The sequence below is a fragment of the Shewanella sp. LZH-2 genome (genome assembly GCF_016859145.1).
Classification (GTDB): domain Bacteria; phylum Pseudomonadota; class Gammaproteobacteria; order Enterobacterales; family Shewanellaceae; genus Shewanella; species Shewanella xiamenensis.
In genome coordinates this window covers 681446-700313 of record NZ_CP069350.1, presented here as the reverse complement: position 1 = coordinate 700313, position 18868 = coordinate 681446, and the positions used below count along the sequence as shown (strand labels likewise).

Annotated in this window: 13 protein-coding genes; 7 read left to right on the top strand and 6 right to left on the bottom strand. The window is 47.9% G+C overall.

Translation table 11 applies throughout. The annotated features are described in order from the left end of the window. Positions 1–58 precede the first annotated feature (58 nt). Positions 59–2782: a DEAD/DEAH box helicase gene (locus JM642_RS03180; protein ID WP_203432741.1), complete on the top strand. Its 2724-nt coding sequence runs from the start codon at positions 59–61 to the stop codon at positions 2780–2782. 17 nt (positions 2783–2799) lie between these two features. Here the strand turns inward: JM642_RS03180 and yidZ are convergent, their stop codons facing one another. The 6 genes from yidZ to JM642_RS03150 all read right to left on the bottom strand — a co-directional run bounded on the left by yidZ (position 2800) and on the right by JM642_RS03150 (position 11244). Further along, positions 2800–3765, bottom strand: coding sequence for an HTH-type transcriptional regulator YidZ (gene yidZ, locus JM642_RS03175; protein WP_203432739.1), 966 nt, complete (start codon positions 3763–3765; stop codon positions 2800–2802). Continuing rightward, positions 3740–4930 (bottom strand): MFS transporter, encoded by a 1191-nt coding sequence (locus JM642_RS03170; RefSeq protein WP_203432737.1) that lies wholly within the window; start codon positions 4928–4930, stop codon positions 3740–3742. The genes yidZ and JM642_RS03170 overlap by 26 nt, the downstream gene beginning before the upstream one ends. A gap of 200 nt (positions 4931–5130) precedes the next feature. Continuing rightward, positions 5131–7962, bottom strand: a complete 2832-nt coding sequence (locus JM642_RS03165; RefSeq protein ID WP_203432735.1) for a M16 family metallopeptidase — start codon at positions 7960–7962, stop codon at positions 5131–5133. Between the two features lie 284 nt (positions 7963–8246). After that, positions 8247–8840, bottom strand: coding sequence for a hypothetical protein (locus JM642_RS03160; protein ID WP_047536355.1), 594 nt, complete (start codon positions 8838–8840; stop codon positions 8247–8249). 220 nt (positions 8841–9060) lie between these two features. Beyond that, a complete protein-coding gene (gene ssb / locus JM642_RS03155; RefSeq protein WP_037422582.1) occupies positions 9061–9768 on the bottom strand; it encodes a single-stranded DNA-binding protein in 708 nt (235 codons plus the stop codon). A gap of 108 nt (positions 9769–9876) precedes the next feature. After that, entirely contained in the window at positions 9877–11244 is a 1368-nt protein-coding gene (locus JM642_RS03150) for an MFS transporter (RefSeq protein WP_037422579.1), read from the bottom strand. A gap of 408 nt (positions 11245–11652) precedes the next feature. On the opposite strand from JM642_RS03150, the gene uvrA reads away from it, so the two are divergent. The 6 genes from uvrA to JM642_RS03120 all read left to right on the top strand — a co-directional run bounded on the left by uvrA (position 11653) and on the right by JM642_RS03120 (position 18839). Continuing rightward, positions 11653–14505: an excinuclease ABC subunit UvrA gene (gene uvrA, locus JM642_RS03145; protein ID WP_055647927.1), complete on the top strand. Its 2853-nt coding sequence runs from the start codon at positions 11653–11655 to the stop codon at positions 14503–14505. A gap of 72 nt (positions 14506–14577) precedes the next feature. Beyond that, on the top strand, positions 14578–14916 hold the full coding sequence (locus JM642_RS03140; protein WP_239000484.1) for a hypothetical protein: 339 nt from the start codon (positions 14578–14580) through the stop codon (positions 14914–14916). A gap of 84 nt (positions 14917–15000) precedes the next feature. Next, on the top strand, positions 15001–16026 hold the full coding sequence (locus JM642_RS03135; protein ID WP_203432733.1) for a M28 family peptidase: 1026 nt from the start codon (positions 15001–15003) through the stop codon (positions 16024–16026). Positions 16027–16217: 191 nt separating this feature from the next. Further along, positions 16218–18089, top strand: a complete 1872-nt coding sequence (locus tag JM642_RS03130) for a DEAD/DEAH box helicase (RefSeq protein WP_037422567.1) — start codon at positions 16218–16220, stop codon at positions 18087–18089. A gap of 152 nt (positions 18090–18241) precedes the next feature. Further along, positions 18242–18397, top strand: a complete 156-nt coding sequence (locus JM642_RS03125) for a hypothetical protein (protein ID WP_156143179.1) — start codon at positions 18242–18244, stop codon at positions 18395–18397. A gap of 67 nt (positions 18398–18464) precedes the next feature. Further along, the gene (locus JM642_RS03120; protein WP_203432731.1) at positions 18465–18839 is read left to right on the top strand and encodes a hypothetical protein; all 375 of its coding nucleotides are present in this window, start codon (positions 18465–18467) and stop codon (positions 18837–18839) included. Positions 18840–18868: the final 29 nt, after the last annotated feature.

The following is an 18868-nucleotide window of genomic DNA, read 5'->3' as shown; positions in this document are numbered from 1 at the left end:
GTCTTATACGATTGGGTTACTCTCGCATCGCCAATTAAGCCTTAGGGATGGATAGGGTTTGCAAGGGATTCTCAACTACTACAAACAATGTTTTCAACACGATAGTGCCGAAATCAATCTCTGGTCTAGCCACAAACTTGCTGAGCAAGAAAAGCTATTGCTCCAAGGTGAAGACGAGTTAAGCAGTGGCTTTCTGCCTCGCTTGCCGGTGCCATTTGCTCCTGCCTCGGCATTAATGGCGCGTAGTGCCTTGTATCTACGTGAAAAAGTATTATTGCACTGTTGTCTGTTTTTCTGCGGCACAATCGAGCTTAATGGCGAAAAACGTAAAGTCGTGACGCCACTGCTGTACCGTGAATGCCAGTTACAGGCCGATGGCGATAACATTTACCTCGAATCTAATAACAGCTTCTCTGGCGGCGGGCTATTCACCATCAACGAAGCCCTGTTAGAAAAATTAGTCGTTGAAGGACATAGCCTAAGCCAAGAGTTACGCGATAATCCAACGGATGTCAGTGGCTGGATAGCTTGGCTGCGGGCAGGCCAAGCCGATGTTGATACCAGTCATTTATTGCATTTTCCCAAGCTGATCGATGAGGCTGAATTCACTCAGCTTAGCCGTAAACGTGGGCAGTTTATGGTTAGTCGCAGCCAAATTATTCTTGCAGAGCGTTCGCAGGCCAGTCGCGGCATATTGCACGAACTCGACAATCTCATTACAGCACCCTCACTCTCTGCACCGCTTCAAGCACTCTTTGCGGACACGCCCCCAACTGGCATCAATAACGTTAACGCCAGTATAGAGACACAAGAGGCTTATCTTCCAGGGCTATTAAGCCGCGCGCAAATTCAAGCCTTAAAGGTGGCGGCCAACCATACTTTGGGGCAAATATCGGGCCCTCCGGGAACGGGTAAAAGTTACACCATCGCCACAGTGGCGGCGGAGCAGGTATTAAGGGGCAAATCTGTCCTCATCGTCGCCCACACCGACGTTGCCGTTGATGTGATTGCCGACAAGTTGCAGCAACAATTCCAGCTTGGGAGCAGTCTTATTCGAGCTGGCTCACCGCAGTTTATTAAAGTCCTTAAAAACCAGATAGATGAAATGCTTCATGGTCAGCATCCTGCGACTGATGAAACCATCTCGGATAGGTTGCTATTAAGTGCAAAACAGCAACTTAATACTGTGACTCGCGCGCAAACCAAAATGGAAGCCGGTTTTATACACCATTGCCGCCACGCCATACGTCGCGGCCAAAAACTGGCGACCTTACAACAAGGACAATCGCGCTGGCGCTTAGGATTTTACAACTGGGCTTACCGTGCCGGGATCAAACAGTTTGCTCAGCAATGGGATGTGCTCGATAAATTAACCGCCCTCATCGCCCAAAAAGAAGACTTAAGCCTCAAATACTTACAATTGGCCACTAACTATCGATTAAACCAATTGCTCAAACATAAGCGCAGTACGCTGGTGAGTTTTGCCAGTGCACTTCGCGCTCGGCAATCCGCTAAGCAACTCGATGGTTTCTACAAGACAGATTTTGATGCCTTAAAACAAACCTTTCCCATTTGGTTATCGAGCCTTGCCAGCTTGCATAAAGTGCTGCCCATGGAGCAGCAAATGTTTGATCTAGTGATTATTGATGAAGCCACTCAAGCCAATATTGCCGCCTGTTTACCGGCCTTGCAGCGGGCAAAAGCAGCACTGGTGGTGGGCGACAGCAAACAGCTGCGCCATTTCTCGTTTTTATCCCGCGCAAAGCAAACCCAAATCCAAACGCAACTCGGACTTGCTGCGGATTGCCGCGGCCTAATGAGCTACCGTGATGCCAGTATGCTCGACTTAGTATCGCAATCCCTCGCGAGCCAATCCCAAGTGGTGTTTTTAAATGAGCATTTTCGGAGTAAACCTGAGCTGATCCAATTTAGTAATCAGCAGTTTTATCAAGGTATGCTGAAGATTATGCAGCACAGACCCTGCACAAGTTCAGGGCACTTACACCGAGTCCAGGTGACTGGCAGCCGTGATAGTAAAGGAATTAACGCCATAGAAGCGGAGGCATTAATTGAAAAGTTAGCTCAACTGATTGATGAACAAGAGAATGCATTAGTGCCCGCCAGCATTGGAGTGCTCTCCTGTTTTCGCAATCAGACGGAGTATTTATCCCAGCAAATCCTCACGCGTTTTAGCACGCAGCAAATAGAACGTCATCAATTACGGATTGCCACGCCCTTTGGTTTTCAAGGGGAAGAGCGCGATATTATGCTGCTGTCGTTTAGCATTACGGCCAACGACAGCCGCGCCGCCGTGTATTTAAATCGCGAAGATATGTTCAATGTCGCCATCACCCGCGCTAAACAAATGCAGTGGCTATTTTTATCGGTACAAGCGCATGAGCTCCCCAACAATAATTTACTGGCAACTTACTTAGCATCGGCGGGCCAATTTCAAGCGGCGCACAATTATGTCGACTCCCTCGATAGCTTCGGCCAGTCGGTGGCACAGGCGATTGAAGCAAAAGGCATAACAGTCTGGCGCGCCTACCATATGGCAGGGCTAGAACTGGACATTCTGTGTCGCTATGGTAACCAATATTTAGCAATAGATTTAATCGGTTACCCAGGGCCTTGGGCGGACTTTTTCGAGATTGAACTGTATAAACTGTTACAGCGCGCGGGGATTAAACTTATCCCCATCAGCTACGGGCTATGGTGCCAACAGCGAGAACTGTGCATCCAATATATTTGCCAGCAATTGGGTACCCCCCAACAAAGTTAATACAGTAAATAACAGCCTTAATCACGCGCATGCGGCTGATAAATCGCTTTTATCTTGCTTCGCAACCAAGTAATTTTGGGGTTGTGGCTGTTTCTCTTATGCCAAATCAAAGTAAAAGGAATGGCGAGTTTATTAAGATATTCGCCACTTATCGGGATCGGGCGAGTGACTAAGTCAGGGTGTAATTGGCGGGCATATTGCTCACAATATTGCGGTGCTATTGCCAGCATGCTGTGGTGAGGCTCTGCAGCGACAAACAATGACTGCTCAAAACTGGCCAAGGTCAGCACAATATTGCGACTTAACCCAAGCTCAATAAGCACATCATCCAAGGCCCAGGTTTCACTCTTTTCCCACAAGATATTGATATGCTGGTATTTTAAGAAAGTGTCTATATTCCACTCTTCCTGCAAGGCGGGATGATCGCGGCGTAAATACACCTGAGGAAGATCAGTAAATAAAACCTCAAAATCGATAAAATAAGGCAATAAATCAAGGGACTCCTTGGAGCGAGGATGACTTTCTCGGCCAGTAAAACCTATGTCTGCCTCACCGCGAATAATGGCCTCTAGTGAATCATAATCCCAATTTCGTACTTTTACTTTTGCATCAGGGTAGTGTTGGTAAATCGCCTGTGTTAATTGATTAAGCATAATGAGCGATAAAGGTGACTCAAGCATTAGCTCAAAACTGAGCCCTTTTGCCATATCGTCCCCGCGCTTGCCCATAAGCTGTTTGCCCATTTGTAACCAATCGGCTAAGTCTTGCTCCATGCTTTGGGCCAATGGCGTGAGCTGCAATCCCTGGGGCGTTTTAATAAATAGTGGGTCGTCAAACCAATCACGCAATTTCGCCAAGGATTTACTCACGGTCGATGGCGTAACATTGAGCTTTTTAGCGGCCTTAGACACGCTCCGCTCCTGCGATAGCAGCTGAAAAGTAAACAACAGATTGAGGTCAAGCCGACTCAGGGATTTGCTCATTAACTACCATTTCCGACATTTTAGGCACCGCTAACATTAGCGTGATGCTTACCAGCGCACCAACGCTGAGGATAGCTAATAATATATTAATCGCGCTCACTTCGAGCAGACCCATCACCCAAATATACAAAGCTGAAGTACACACTTGGGCAATCCCCAGTAATGAGCTGGCCACTCCTGCCCGAGCCACAAATGGGCTAAGCGCCTGACTCATGGTCACCCCAAATCCAATTGAAAAACCAGAACAAACAAAAGCAAACCCTAAGAGGTTAAATGAATGACTAACCCCGCCCAATTGAGTCAAGATAAACACTAAGGCGGCCGCAACGAATAACCCTTGGGAGAACAAAATTAATGATTTTTCTTTAAACTGGTTAAGCAAAAAGGGCGTCGAAAATGAGGCTAACATACTCACCAATGCCATCATTGCCATGGTATTGGAATATTGGCCACGGTCAAACCCCATCTGCCCCATAATCAGCATTGGAGACACATTCACATAGCTTAAAATCGTGGTCACACCTAAGGTTGTTATGACCAGGCGACTGATAAAAAAGCCTTGTTTAAAGGATTCCCTTTGCGCACTTGGCAAAGCTTGCGTGTGAAATGCTGCTTTAGAATGGGTTTCACGCAATACCAATAGACAAAGAGCGAATACCAGTAATCCCATCGCCGCCATAGTGTAAAACAGGCTAGGCCATGGAAACTTAAGCATGATTAAGTGGCCAATCACAGGCGCGATCACAGGGATAATACAGGTCACGCCATTCACCATTGAGAGCACTTTGGCTCGGCGTTTATCGTCTAAGACATCACGCAAAATCGCGAACGCGACAACATAACAACAACCCGCACCAATGCCTTGCGCAAAGCGCGCGATTAAAAACAGATCACTGGTCTGTGAGCCCGCCGCAAAGTAGGAGGCTAGCGCGAACAGTAAGGCGCCAAAAAGTGTAATGGGTTTACGCCCAATCCTATCGGCTAAACTGCCCGCAAACAGCATAGTCGTCGCCATGCCAGCAAGATACACAGAAAAAGCAATGTGCAGCTGCGCCTCACTCGCCCCGAGTTCATTAGCAATTTGCGGCAACCCGACTAAGTACATATCGATCCCCGTCGGGTACATTAGGACCAAGCCAAAACTACATAACAGATATCGAAACATCACATCACCACTCACATCACCACTCTACAAGAATATGGCGCTTAGCCTAATGCGGGTTTCGCTTAAGCGTGAGTGGCATTTTCGACAACTGTTTTTTCCAATTGCGACCGACAAATATTTCAATCACCAATAAAAACCAAACCTCTTGTGACACGAGTATCACAGGAGGTAGGTCTTCAGATAAATTGCGGTTTAATGGCTCACGGAGCCGTGACGGGTGCAGGTAAGGTTTCGATAGTTAACCGCTTATCATCCTTGAGGTATTTCTGCGCCAATTGGCTTAACTCGGCGGGCGAGATCTGCTGTACCAACGCCAAGCGTTGGTTAAAGGTCGCAAAACGCTCCGGCTGGCTTTGGGCGGTTGAGGCCAAATCTAACCAGAAGTTATTACTTTGCGGCGCCATCTGCATCCACTCCAGCACCGGCTGACGGGCGCGATTGAGCAAATCCTCACTGATCCCCGAAGGCGTTTTAACCTGCTTAACTGCGGCGGCATAATGCTTAGCCACCTCAGGCAACATGGCAGTGGTGGTCACACTAAATAGGCCGAGATAACCATATCCCGTTGGATTTAAATCATTATATGAGAATGCAGAAGGCGAATAACTTGCCCCCGCTTTCTCACGCACATTCTCGGTAAGTAAGATACTTAGTACCTGCTCGAGCAAACCTAAACCCACCAACTCACGGGGATTACTCATATCCGCTGTCGGCCACACCTGCGCCAGCGCCGCCATATCGACCTGACCATAATGCGTCAGGCTCATTTGTGCTGGCACGTTGGGAAACACAGGCACGATAGTCTGCCCCTTAGGGATCGGCTGACGGGAAATCGCTCCTAAGGTTTGTGCAACCTCAGCAATGGCTTTGTCCTCATCAAAATCACCCACGATGGCCAGCTCAATCGCCCCTTGCTGCACCGCAGAATGGAAGCTGGGTGCGAGTTCAGTAAACTGACGCTTGAGGATTTCATCAGGGTTGCCGTAGCCATAACGTTTGTCGCCATTATGGGCAATTCGCGCAAATTGATTCGAAAACTCCAGTTGTGGATTGCTATGAATGCTCTGCTGCTCGGCAATCACTTGCTCACGGAATAACTGCTCGGCTTGCTTATCCATCCCCGGGTCGACTAAATAGGCCGTCAGTACCCCTAATTGAGTGCGAAGCTCTGCTGCATTGGTGCTGATCTCGCCACCAAAACTCTGCTCACGTAAACTCAAACTGACCGAGATATCTTGGCCTGCAAAAATCTCCTGCAAGCTGTCTAAATCGTGAAGTCCCAAACCGCCCTGCACAAAGGCGCTATTAAACAGGTAAGACAAACCATCTAGCTCGGGGAATGGCACCTCACCAAAGCCGATATTGAGACTCACCAACGTCAGCCCCTGATTAAAGGATGTAGGTTTTAAATTGAGACGCACACCGTTAGCAAACTCTAGCTTTCGTATGCCAGTTGTGGCATCGCGCTGATCGGCCACAATCTGTCCGGCCTCACCAAATTGACTATAGCCAAACTCGGCAATACTCTTGGTTTCGGGCGCTTTTACGGCTTGCTTTTGGCTCGCGTTGTAGGCGGCTAAGAGTTGCTTTTCAATATTTTCAATGGGTTTGTTATTGGTTAGATACAGATAAGGCGTCCCTTCCCAAGTCTGTTTAAACAACTGATGCAGTTTTTGCGGCGTAATACTCGGCATTAGTTTTTCAAACATCGCCAATTGCCACTCTGGCTCTACAGGCACGCGCCTGCTCGCTACTGCACTCACTAAGCTGTCGGCAATGTTCACACTGTGGATAGTGTTACTGCCTGCGGCACTGAGCTGATAGCCCTTGTGAATTCGTTTAAGTTGCTGATCGATTTCTTGTTGGCTAAAGCCAAATTCCAGCGCCTGACGTAGTGTTTGTTCCAACAACGTAAGCCCTTGCTGCCAGTTGTTTTCCTGCGTTCCCAGCGTCATTTGCGTGCCGTAGGCAATATTGTATTGCGGGCCGATTTGTAAGCTTACGCCATACAAACCTTGGCTATGGAGCAACTGTGACTCTAAACGACGATACAAAATGCCGTGGGCAATATCTAATAACATCTCCTGCTCACGCATTGCAGGCGTATCTGGTTGCGGTGTTTGAGGTGTTAACATGCCTAACGAAACCGAGGTTTGCAGGCTTGGATCAAAAAATGCCGCCGCCTCAACAGCGGTTTTAGCCTGCACCACACCTATGGATTGTGCCTTAACCCCTGCAGCCTGTGGCGCAGCTTTCCAGTCGATAAATTGCTGCTTGATCTTTTGCTCGATACGACCGACATCGATATCACCCACCACGATTAAGGTGGTACGCGATGGCGTATAAAAACGCTGATAGAGGGATAATAACGTTTCACGATTCGCATTTTGAATGCTCGTCGCCTCTCCCACAGGAAAGCGCTGCGACAGCAAGGTTTGCGGCATTAAAAAGGCTAACTGGTGGCGATAGTTTTCTAAATCGGCACTACTGCGTTCACGCAGTTCAGACAAGACCACCGCTTTTTCGCGCTCGATTAGCGCGGGGTCAAGCAACAAATTACTGGCGATTTCGCGCATTAAAAACAAAGCGGTATCGACTTTATCTTGGCTATTGCTCGGTAAATTAAACTGATAAACCGTTTGCTGGAATTCAGTCACCGCATTGGTATCAGCCCCAAAACTTAAACCTATGCGTTGTAAGGTAGGGATCATCTCCCCCGCCGCGAGTCCCGTAGATCCATTAAACGCCATATGCTCTAAAAAATGCACCAGACCCTGCTCGGCATCTGTTTCCATCACCGAGCCTACATCCACCCGCATACGGACAATCACGGCTTGCTCAGGGGTTTTGTTGTTCACTAACAGGTAGTGCATCCCATTAGCAAGCGTGCCACTGTGCACTCGTTCGCTTAAAGGCAGGTTAGCCGACTCAGACCACAGAGGCGCTTCAGTTGCACTTAATGGTAATGCCACACTGATGAATAGCAGCCATAGCCATAGGCGTTTAAACTGGATTTTCTTGAAATTGCTCATAAAAATTCACTTTCTCTCCAACATTCGATTCATTAACCGGAGAAAATGCTTACCTCAATACTGATAAATTGACTTTTTACTATAACCACAAAAACGCTTTAAGTCACAAAATCAATACCTTACAGCGTACTTAAAATATCAAAAAACATGCATTAATAGAGAAAACGACATTAGAAATTGAAAGTATATGAGGGAAAACTCGTTGTTAACTTTATAAAAAGATATTCCTCTATCGCATATTGTTAATTCAGAACAGGCTTAATTAAAGCCTGTTCTATTCTAAATTAAGCTAGTCTGATTAACACAGTTAATGCATAGATAACCATAGCCCAATAAAAACCAAAAAGAACAATCCAAACCCAATTCAACCAAGTTAAACTTGAATTATCCTCGTAGTCTAAAGGTTCAAGCGCAAAGTTAATTGCTTTTTGAGCTTCATACAATGGATACAAAACGGCTAAAGGTATAACAATAGAAATTAAAATCAAAGATGTCGGTAAAGTCTCAATTTGATTGAGAACACTAGAGACTACGACAAGTAAAACGTAAACTGTCGCCAAAGCAGAATGATTCCAACGATAACTTCTATTATCTTCTTTAATATATTCATTAACATAAACAAACAAAGAGTGTGTAAAAAATACCGTAAAAATGCATCGAGCAATTGGCCATGCATCTAAATCATAATACTCTTTTAATGCCTGCCATTGCTTATAAAACCAGTATATTTGATATAGACCAAAGGTAGCAAAAAACATAATAACAAATTTAGCAAGTGAAACATGAAACAGTGGTACTCTATGAATATTGCTATCTACTGTTATTTGTTTTTCATCGCTCTTTAATGGATTATTTTCCTGACTTATTACATCTTCCATGGAAGAATTCCTTTCTTTTAGTAGTCGTCATAACGTTAATTTATTTTCAAAAGTTCAAGCCCTTTAGCGGACTCAAACAATCTACCCTAAACAGCAACAACTGTTAACAATTAAGTAAATAAAATTATTCAAAGAAAGATAAGCCACATATAAACAAAAAGCCCTGCAAAATATTGCAGGGCTTTTAAAAAACTATGTTTCCACTGTAAAAGTTGGAAAATTAGAACGGGATATCGTCGTCCCAACCATCATCCAAATCTGGAGTGAAGTTTTGTTGTGGCTGTGGCGCTGGACGCTGCGCAGGTGCAGCTGGCGCTTGATACGCTGGAGCTGCCGGTTTAGGCGCATAACCGCCCTGCTGTGGCTGAGCGTGAGGCTGCGCCTGTTGCTGACCATAGCTTTGCTGAGCTGGCTGCTGATTGTAGCCAGATTGAGGTTGTGGCGCTGGTGCTTGGTAAGCTGGAGCCGCTTGCGGTGCTGGCGCGTATTGATTTTGCGCAGGAGCAGCTTGTTGTGGGGCTGATTGGTAACCGCCGTTTTGTGGCATACCACCCATTGGGGCACCTTGGCCTTGACCTTGGTTACGGCCGCCTAACATTTGCATGCTACCGCTTTGGTCGATAACCACTTCAGTGCTGTAACGATCTTGACCGCTTTGGTCTTTCCACTTACGCGTTTGCAATTTACCTTCGAGGTAAACCTGTGAACCTTTACGCAGGTACTCACCCGTAATTTCAGCCAACTTGCCAAACAGAACCACACGGTGCCATTCAGTACGTTCTTGCTGTTGACCTTGTTGGTCTTTCCACGATTCGCTGGTCGCAACGGTGATGTTTGCGACTGCGTTACCGTTTGGCATATAACGCACTTCTGGATCTTGTCCCAAATTGCCAACCAAAATTACCTTGTTAACACCACGACTGGCCATTGAAATCTCCTGCGATTCTTTAAATAATCTGTTAATTCAGTATGTTGTTTATAATTGTTGCCGCAAGGGAAAATCCGCATCCCTAAGTATTCGCGGCAATAACACATATTATTGAGCAGAGCCTAACACAGCTCGGGCTTCTCTTAAATCGAAATGCTCGTCAACTTTGAGATAAGCGACTTTCTCGTCTAGCACCACAATCGCTTCAACCACACCCATCAATTGTGACAGTTGCGCCGCCATATCACGGGCTTGGGTTTTGTCTTTAACGGCAGCCTCTAAGGTGTAACTCTTAAGCAGTACAGGATTTTCCATCCCTAAGGTGAGCAATAACCAAATGCCCATTAACACCAACGCGACAATAAACACGCCCACGGCACCGACTAATTGGTACGCACCGCCACCGAGCATACCGCCACAAAAGGCCCCGAAGAATTGGCTGGTCGAATAAACACCCATCGCCGAGCCTTTTTCACCCACGGGGCAGAATTTCGCAATCAAACTCGGCAGCGACGCCTCAAGGTAGTTAAAGCCAGTAAAAAACAGCAGCACGGCCACGCTCAATACCCAGAGGTTGTTCGAAAAAATCGCCATGGCCGCAAGGGCAAACATCATGATCACTAAAGCAATTTGAAACATCGCCTTAGTATTCTTGCGCTTCACCCCGATGATGATTAACGGCACCATCAAGAAGAATGCGCCCACAAACGCAGGGAAATACAGCATCCAATGTTTTTCTTTCACCAGACCCGCATCGACTAAGTCGAGTGGCAAGGCGACAAACACGGCGGTTAACACTAAGTGCAGAATAAAGATCCCCGCATCGAGCCTAAACAGCTGCGGATCGGTCAACATGCGCTTAAGCTTCGCGGGCGCCGCTAAGGTATCGCCCTTAGGTGCGTGGGAAATGGGATTGGGCACCAATAACTGCACAATCAACATGCCTAACACCGCAAGCCCAGCAGTTAAAAAGAATAACCCTGATAAGCCTAAATGCTGCGCCACAATCGGGCCAACCAGTAACGACAGTGCAAACGAGCCACCGATACACATACCAATAATCGCCATGACCTTGGTACGTTGCTCATCCCGTGTTAAGTCAGCCGCAAGCGCCAGCACAGCGGCCGCAATCGCGCCCATTCCTTGTACAGCACGGCCAAACACCACGCCATAGATAGTCTCAGCATTGGCGGCAATTAAACTGCCGATGGCAAACACCACTAAGCCTGCAAGAATGACAGGTTTACGGCCATATTTGTCTGATAAAATCCCCATAGGGATCTGTAAAATGGCCTGAGTTAAGCCATAAGCACCGATGGCAATGCCCACCCAAAGGGGTGAAAAACCTTCTAAATGCCGACCATAAAGTGCAAAGACGGGCATGATCATAAACAAGCCCATCATGCGTAAACCAAATACACTGGCTAAAGAAAACGCGACTCTTGTCTCGGTTCCTGAAAGTCCGTTGTTACCCATGATTTTGCCTTGGATTGAAGTCTTTTAGGGGGCGCATGTTAGCACACCACAAAGCATTTGCTCAAAAGGAAAAACCGTCCTAAGCACTCGTAGTTAACGGGTTGTCCAGCCCCATCGCGACGCCGTTTAAAAGGCACGGTTACGGCCTTAGGTCTTTATTTTAAAGGCTTATCTAAAAGTCGATTCGCTACAAATAGTTAACTTGATACTTACAGAGATAAGCTTAGGCTTGCCCTCATACTTGGATTAATCTTAGTTAATTCGCTAGGTTCATCACGATTATATCGACCACGGCCAAGCATTGGCTTACCGCCAACCCAGAATAGAGATCACAGAATCGACTAAACTCAGCCGCCGAACTGTGCGATACTTAGGCTCATTTTTTTAAGCATAAGACTTGAGCGATAGATGGATAAGATTGAAATACGCGGCGCACGGACCCACAATCTCAAAAATATCAACCTGACTATCCCAAGGGATAAGTTAATCGTTATCACAGGGTTATCGGGATCAGGCAAATCTTCCCTAGCATTTGATACTTTATATGCCGAAGGCCAACGACGTTACGTTGAGTCTCTTTCTGCCTATGCCCGCCAATTCTTAAGCTTGATGGAAAAGCCCGATGTCGACCATATCGAAGGCTTAAGCCCGGCGATTTCCATCGAACAAAAATCAACCTCCCATAACCCACGCTCGACTGTGGGTACAATCACCGAAATTTACGACTATCTACGTCTGCTGTTTGCCCGCGTGGGCGAACCGCGCTGCCCGACTCATGGCCAACCGCTGGCGGCGCAAACCGTGAGCCAGATGGTCGATAAAGTGTTAGAAATGCCCGAGGATAGCCGCTTAATGCTGCTGGCGCCCGTGGTCAACGGCCGTAAGGGTGAGCACGTTAAATTACTCGAGGGTTTATCCGCTCAAGGTTATATCCGCGCCCGTATCGACGGTGAAGTCTGCGATTTAACCGATCCACCAACCCTCGACTTACACGTTAAGCACACCATCGAAGTGGTGGTCGATCGCTTTAAAGTCCGCAGCGATATCCAGCAGCGCCTCGCCGAATCCTTTGAAACCGCGCTCGAACTCTCGGGTGGGATTGCCGTGGTCGCCAGCATGGATGAAGGCGCCACTGAAGAATTAATCTTCTCGGCCAACTTTGCTTGCCCGCACTGTGGTTACTCGATGGCGGAGCTTGAGCCACGGATTTTCTCCTTTAACAACCCAGCAGGTGCTTGCCCAACCTGCGATGGTTTAGGGGTACAACAGTTTTTCGATCCTGACAGAGTGATCACTAACCCTGAGTTATCCCTGGCTGGCGGCGCGATTCGCGGCTGGGATAGACGTAACTTCTATTACTTCCAGATGCTAAGTTCGCTGGCCGACCACTATAAGTTCGATGTCGAAGTTCCCTTCGAACAGTTGTCGGATAAGGTGAGAAAAATCGTTCTCTACGGTTCAGGTAAAGACAGCATCGCCTTCAAATACATCAACGACCGTGGTGATGTGGTGGTGCGCAATCATCCCTTCGAAGGCATCTTAAATAATATGGACCGGCGTTACCGTGAGACCGAAAGTAACGCGGTGCGCGATGAGTTGGCCAAGTTTATCAACACCCAAGCTTGCCAAAGCTGTGGCGGCTCGCGTTTGCGTGAAGAAGCCCGTCACGTGTTTATTGGCGATCTTAACTTGCCGAAACTGACCGTTTGGTCAATTGGTGAAGCCCTAGATTATTTTGACAAACTCGAGTTCAACGGCCAAAAAGCACAAATTGCTGAAAAAATCCTCAAGGAAGTGCGCGACCGTTTAGGTTTCCTCGTCAATGTCGGCCTTAACTATTTAAGCCTATCACGCTCGGCCGAGACCCTCTCGGGCGGTGAAGCGCAGCGTATTCGCTTAGCCAGCCAAATTGGTGCCGGGCTTGTCGGCGTAATGTATGTGCTCGATGAGCCTTCTATCGGCTTGCACCAGCGGGATAACGAGCGTCTGCTGCAAACTCTGATCCACCTGCGGGATTTAGGCAACACAGTGATTGTGGTAGAGCACGATGAAGACGCGATTCGTATGGCGGATCATATTATCGATATCGGCCCAGGCGCTGGCGTCCATGGTGGTGAAGTGATTTGCGACGGTCCGATTGAGAAAATTATCGCCTGCGACGAGTCCGTCACTGGGCAGTACATTTCGGGTAAACGCAATATTCATATCAGCACTCCACGTACGCCGTTCGACCCGAAACAAGTGATTGAGCTCTACGGCGCCCGCGGCAATAACCTACGTAATGTAGATTTAACCATCCCTGTGGGATTATTCACCTGTGTGACTGGAGTATCGGGCTCAGGTAAATCGACGCTGATTAACGACACCTTCTTTAGAATTGCCCACAAACAACTCAACGGCGCCACCGTCGATGAGCCTGCGCCTTACGATCGCATTGTCGGCATGGAGCAATGCGATAAAGTGGTCGATATCGACCAAAGCCCGATTGGCCGCACACCACGCTCTAACCCCGCCACTTATACTGGCATCTTTACCCCAATTCGGGAGATTTTTGCCGGAACGCAGGAATCCCGTACCCGTGGTTATCAGGTCGGGCGCTTCTCCTTTAACGTCAAAGGTGGTCGCTGCGAGGCCTGCCAAGGCGATGGCTTAATTAAAGTCGAAATGCACTTCCTGCCCGATGTGTATGTGCCCTGCGATGCCTGTAAGGGCAAACGTTATAACCGCGAAACCTTAGAGGTGCGCTACAAGGGTAAGAACATCCACGAAGTGCTGCAAATGACGGTGGAAGATGCCCGCGAATTTTTCGATGCCGTGCCTGCGATTGCCCGCAAACTGCAAACCCTAATGGATGTGGGTTTGTCTTACGTGCGGTTAGGTCAAAGCGCGACGACGCTATCTGGCGGTGAGGCCCAAAGGGTAAAACTGGCCAAGGAACTCTCTAAACGCGATACCGGTAAGACCTTGTATATATTGGATGAACCAACCACAGGCCTGCACTTTGCCGATATCCAATTGCTGCTGGATGTACTGCATCGACTCAAATCCCACGGCAACACGATTGTGGTGATTGAGCATAATCTGGATGTGATTAAAACCGCAGACTGGATTATCGACTTAGGCCCTGAAGGCGGCGGTGGCGGCGGTACAATCCTCGCCACAGGCACACCAGAAGAAGTAGCCTTGCATCCGACCTCACACACGGCACGCTTCTTAAAGCCGCTGCTGGAGCGGGATGCACAACTAGCAACGCAGTCATAATCAGGTAAGGCTTCAACCTCAACGACGCCTTGGGGAAATACTCCCAAGGCGCACTCCATCGAGGAGGATATTTTGTTAGAACATCGCCCCAACTTAACCAGCTTAAGTCGCGTTAATGTCATGCTCATTACCTGTTTAGGACTAATGCTATTCGCACTTGCTATCGCGGCTATCGATCCGATTATCGGTCAACCCACACGCTTACAAGTTACTGTCTTAAATAGCACCGCAGAAAATAGCCTGCTGGCATTACCCGATGGCCGAGTCACCACGCTTGCCCAAGGTGGACTCACCAAAAATACTCAGGTCACCCTGTGCTCGCGCACACATTTGGTCTCAGGCTTAGAGCACTTTAATTTAAGCCCGCACCAAGAGGCGGCGCTCTCCCCCGAGATCCAGGTATTAGATTAAATCCACATTAGGGCCCATGCACTCTAGCTAAATCCCTGTTAGGCTTAGGAATGATCGTTCCTATTGCCAACCTTAAGGATAATCATGGGCAATTTGGCACACGCACTCACTGCAATCATCCGCTCTTGGTCTCCATGCACGGGCTTATTGCGCTTTTTTACCCTTAGCCTATGTATGGGACTCATGGCCTGTACTAGCCAACCTGCCGAATATACTTGCTCACCTGAGGCGATTGGATTGAATTGGGCAGCCCCCGCAGATCTTAAGCAAACAGTAGCAACACTCAGCTCAGCAGAATTAATGGGGCGTAAAACCCAAACAGAAGGCGCAGCCAAGGCGCGCGACTATTTAAACCGCCAGTTTCAACAACTAGGCCTTAAACCTTGGGGAACAACCTTCGAGGTTCCATTCGAATATTCCACCCTATTTAGCCAAGAGGTGGGAAGCAATCTGGTCGCCTTAGCGCCAGCGCGACAACCTACGGATAAATGGCGTATTGTAGTCGCCCACTATGATCATCTCGGCATGAGTGGCGGCAAGGTTTACCACGGTGCCGATGACAATGCCTCCGGCGTTGCCGCATTACTCGCCATCGCCAACCACTGGCAACGCGCTGCACCCGACTCACTCCCCAACATTAACTTAATGTTTGTCGCGACCGATGCCGAAGAACCTGGACTGTTTGGCAGTACTGCCTTAGTGGAGCAACTCAAGCAGCGAATGCCTGAAGCGCAATTTGAACTGATGCTCAATCTGGATATGATTGGCCACCCAAGTCGCCCTTACGCGATTTACCTTGAGGGCAGCCGCAACTTTTATCAATTTCCTCAATTTAGGCCAATGTTGAATCAATCTAACGGCCTGTGCATCAAACTCAGTCACCCTAAGCCTGTGGGGAGAAGTATCCAGAGCACCAATTGGCTAAGAGCATCGGATCATTATCCCTTTCATCAGGCTAAAATCCCTTGGCTATATTTTGGTGTGCCCACCCATCCGCAATATCATACGCCGGAGGATACCTACGAGACCTTGGACTATGTTTTTCTCGCCGCTGTAGCGGAATCGGCTTTTGAATTAATTAAACTCGATGGCAACTTTTTGAAAAATTAGCCGAAGTGGCGCGTTTCTTGCTCAGTTTTTGCGAAAAAACCTTCTCAAACGGTGGATTTATCCTTATCCGGATTGGTAAAGCGGCTTATATGCTGCTATAATCCGTCGTTCGCGGGAAATCGACACGGGGTTGATTTTCTGTCTGTGAAACTTAAGCGCCAATCCGCGCGCATCCACAAGGCTACAACTCAATGTCATCCGATGAAAGAACTTTCCGTGAACTCGGCCTATCCGAGAATTTGTTGCGTGCTCTTGACGAGCTAGGTTATGAAAAACCAACGCCAATCCAATCAGCCAGTATTGATCCACTTATGGCTGGCAAAGATATTTTAGGTCAAGCGCAAACTGGTACAGGTAAAACTGGCGCCTTCGCGCTGCCCCTGCTGAATAAAGTCACCAGCCAAACCACACCACAAATTTTAGTATTAGCGCCAACGCGTGAACTTGCGGTTCAAGTTGCTGAAGCGTTCAGTAGCTATGCCAAATTTATTAAGAATTTCCATGTACTGCCGATCTACGGTGGTCAAAGCATGCAACAACAGTTGAATGCCCTCAAACGTGGTCCACAAGTTATCGTGGGTACGCCTGGTCGTGTAATGGACCATATGCGTCGTGGCACGTTAAAACTCGATTCATTAAAAGCACTCGTGCTCGATGAAGCCGACGAAATGCTAAAAATGGGCTTCATCGATGATATCGAATGGATCCTTGAGCACACGCCAAGCGAGCGCCAATTAGCACTATTCTCGGCCACTATGCCAGAGCAAATTAAACGTGTTGCTAACCAGCATTTACGTAGCCCTGTGCATGTGCGTATCGAGTCTAGCCAAACGACAGTTGAGTCAATCGAACAACGTTTCGTACAGGTATCACAGCACAATAAATTAGAAGCGTTAGTACGCGTGTTAGAAGTTGAAAATACTGAAGGTATCATCATCTTCGTTCGTACTCGTAACTCATGCGTTGAATTAGCTGAAAAACTTGAAGCCCGTGGCTATGCATCATCACCTTTACATGGTGATATGAACCAACAAGCCCGTGAGCGTGCAGTTGAACAACTCAAAAACGGCAAGCTAGACATCCTGATCGCGACTGACGTTGCGGCCCGTGGTCTAGACGTTGAGCGTATTGGCCACGTAGTAAACTACGATATCCCATACGATACAGAAGCTTACGTTCACCGCATTGGTCGTACTGGCCGCGCAGGTCGTAATGGTATGGCAATTCTGTTCGTCACTAGCCGTGAAATGCGTATGCTGCGCACTATCGAGCGTGCGACTAACAGCCGTATTTCGCCAATGAAAGTACCAAGCCCAGAAACCGTTGCAGAACGTCGCCTGTCACGCTTAGGTGAGCAGCTTGCTCAAACTATGAACAACGATCTCGAATTTATGCGTGAAGCCGTTGCTCAGTTATGCCAGCAACTTGAAGTAGATACCGATCTGCTCGCAGCGGCCCTACTGCACCAAGTTCAGCAAGAACGTCCACTGCAATTACCTGCGATTCAAGAACGTGTTCGTGATGAACGCAGTGAGCGTAGCGAACGTAGTTCAGACCGCGGTGCTGACCGTGGCGAACGACGCAGCCGTGAATCTCGTCCAATGCCAGCAAGCTTAGGCAGCGCTGAAGCGTTAAAAGACAATCCAGACCTGAAAATGTGCCGTTATGTGATCGACGTAGGTCGTGAAAATGGCGTAGGTGTAGGCAATATCGTTGGTGCTATCGCAAACGAAGCCAATATCGACAGCCGTTATATCGGTGCAATCCAACTTTATGATTCAGTGACAACTGTTGACCTGCCAGACGGCATGCCAAAAGATGTACTACAACACCTGAAGAAAGTGCGTGTGTGTGGTAAGCCATTGAATATCCGTGAAGCTGGCGACCAAGTCTTTGTTGACTCTGGCCGTGGTGCCCGTAGCGACCGTCGTCCACGTAGCGACCGCCCAGCCGGTGATCGTAAGCCACGTGCAGCGTCGGGTGACAAGCCATTTGCTGACCGCAAACCTCGTTCAGACAAGCCAGCAGGCGAGCGCAGACCACGTAAACCACGCGAAGAGTAATCCGCAAACCTAAACCCTTAGGTCAAGCGCATAAAAAAGGAGCCTCGGCTCCTTTTTTGTTATCTAAAAATCGCTTCTGCTCAAACTTCACTGGCCAGTTGATATTTCGAGCAGTTATAGTCAATACGTGGATGCCTAACTTAAGGACAAAAATGGATTTTTTAGCACTGATAACTTACCCATTTATCTCGGCACTGCCCGAGCTCGCTAAGTCATGCCGCGAAGATAAGACTTTATTAATCATGGTGCTCGTCGGTTGTACCCTGTTTGCGGGGTTTATTGGATTGTTAGTCGCCATGGCAAATTAACTTGCACTTAAGCCAGCATGTCTATTAGTGTCGGCGTAGTCTTTAGCAATACAATTAGTGTATTTCGATGAAAAAAGCTCTTAGCGCTGGTCTTTTATCCGCCTTTGTCGCCCCCGGCAGCGGCCATTTTTACCTAAAACTTAAACGCACTGCACTGGTGTTTTTTAGCTTAGCGGTCGTGAGCCTTGTGCTGCTACTCATGCAAATCTACCAAGTGGCACAAGTCATCGCCTTAGATATTCAAAACGGCACCTTATCGCTTGATATCGGGGTGATTTCTGCCGAAATCACCCAACAAACCCAGACCACAATTGCCAATGCCAATGAACTGCTCTATGGCTTTTTACTCTGCTGGTTAGTGGCATTAGTCGACAGTATTCGGCTTGGGCTAAAACAAGATAAGCAAGATTCCCTAACCGCAAACACATCGAGTGAGAATTGACATAAAGTGATATAAAACCTTATCAATCT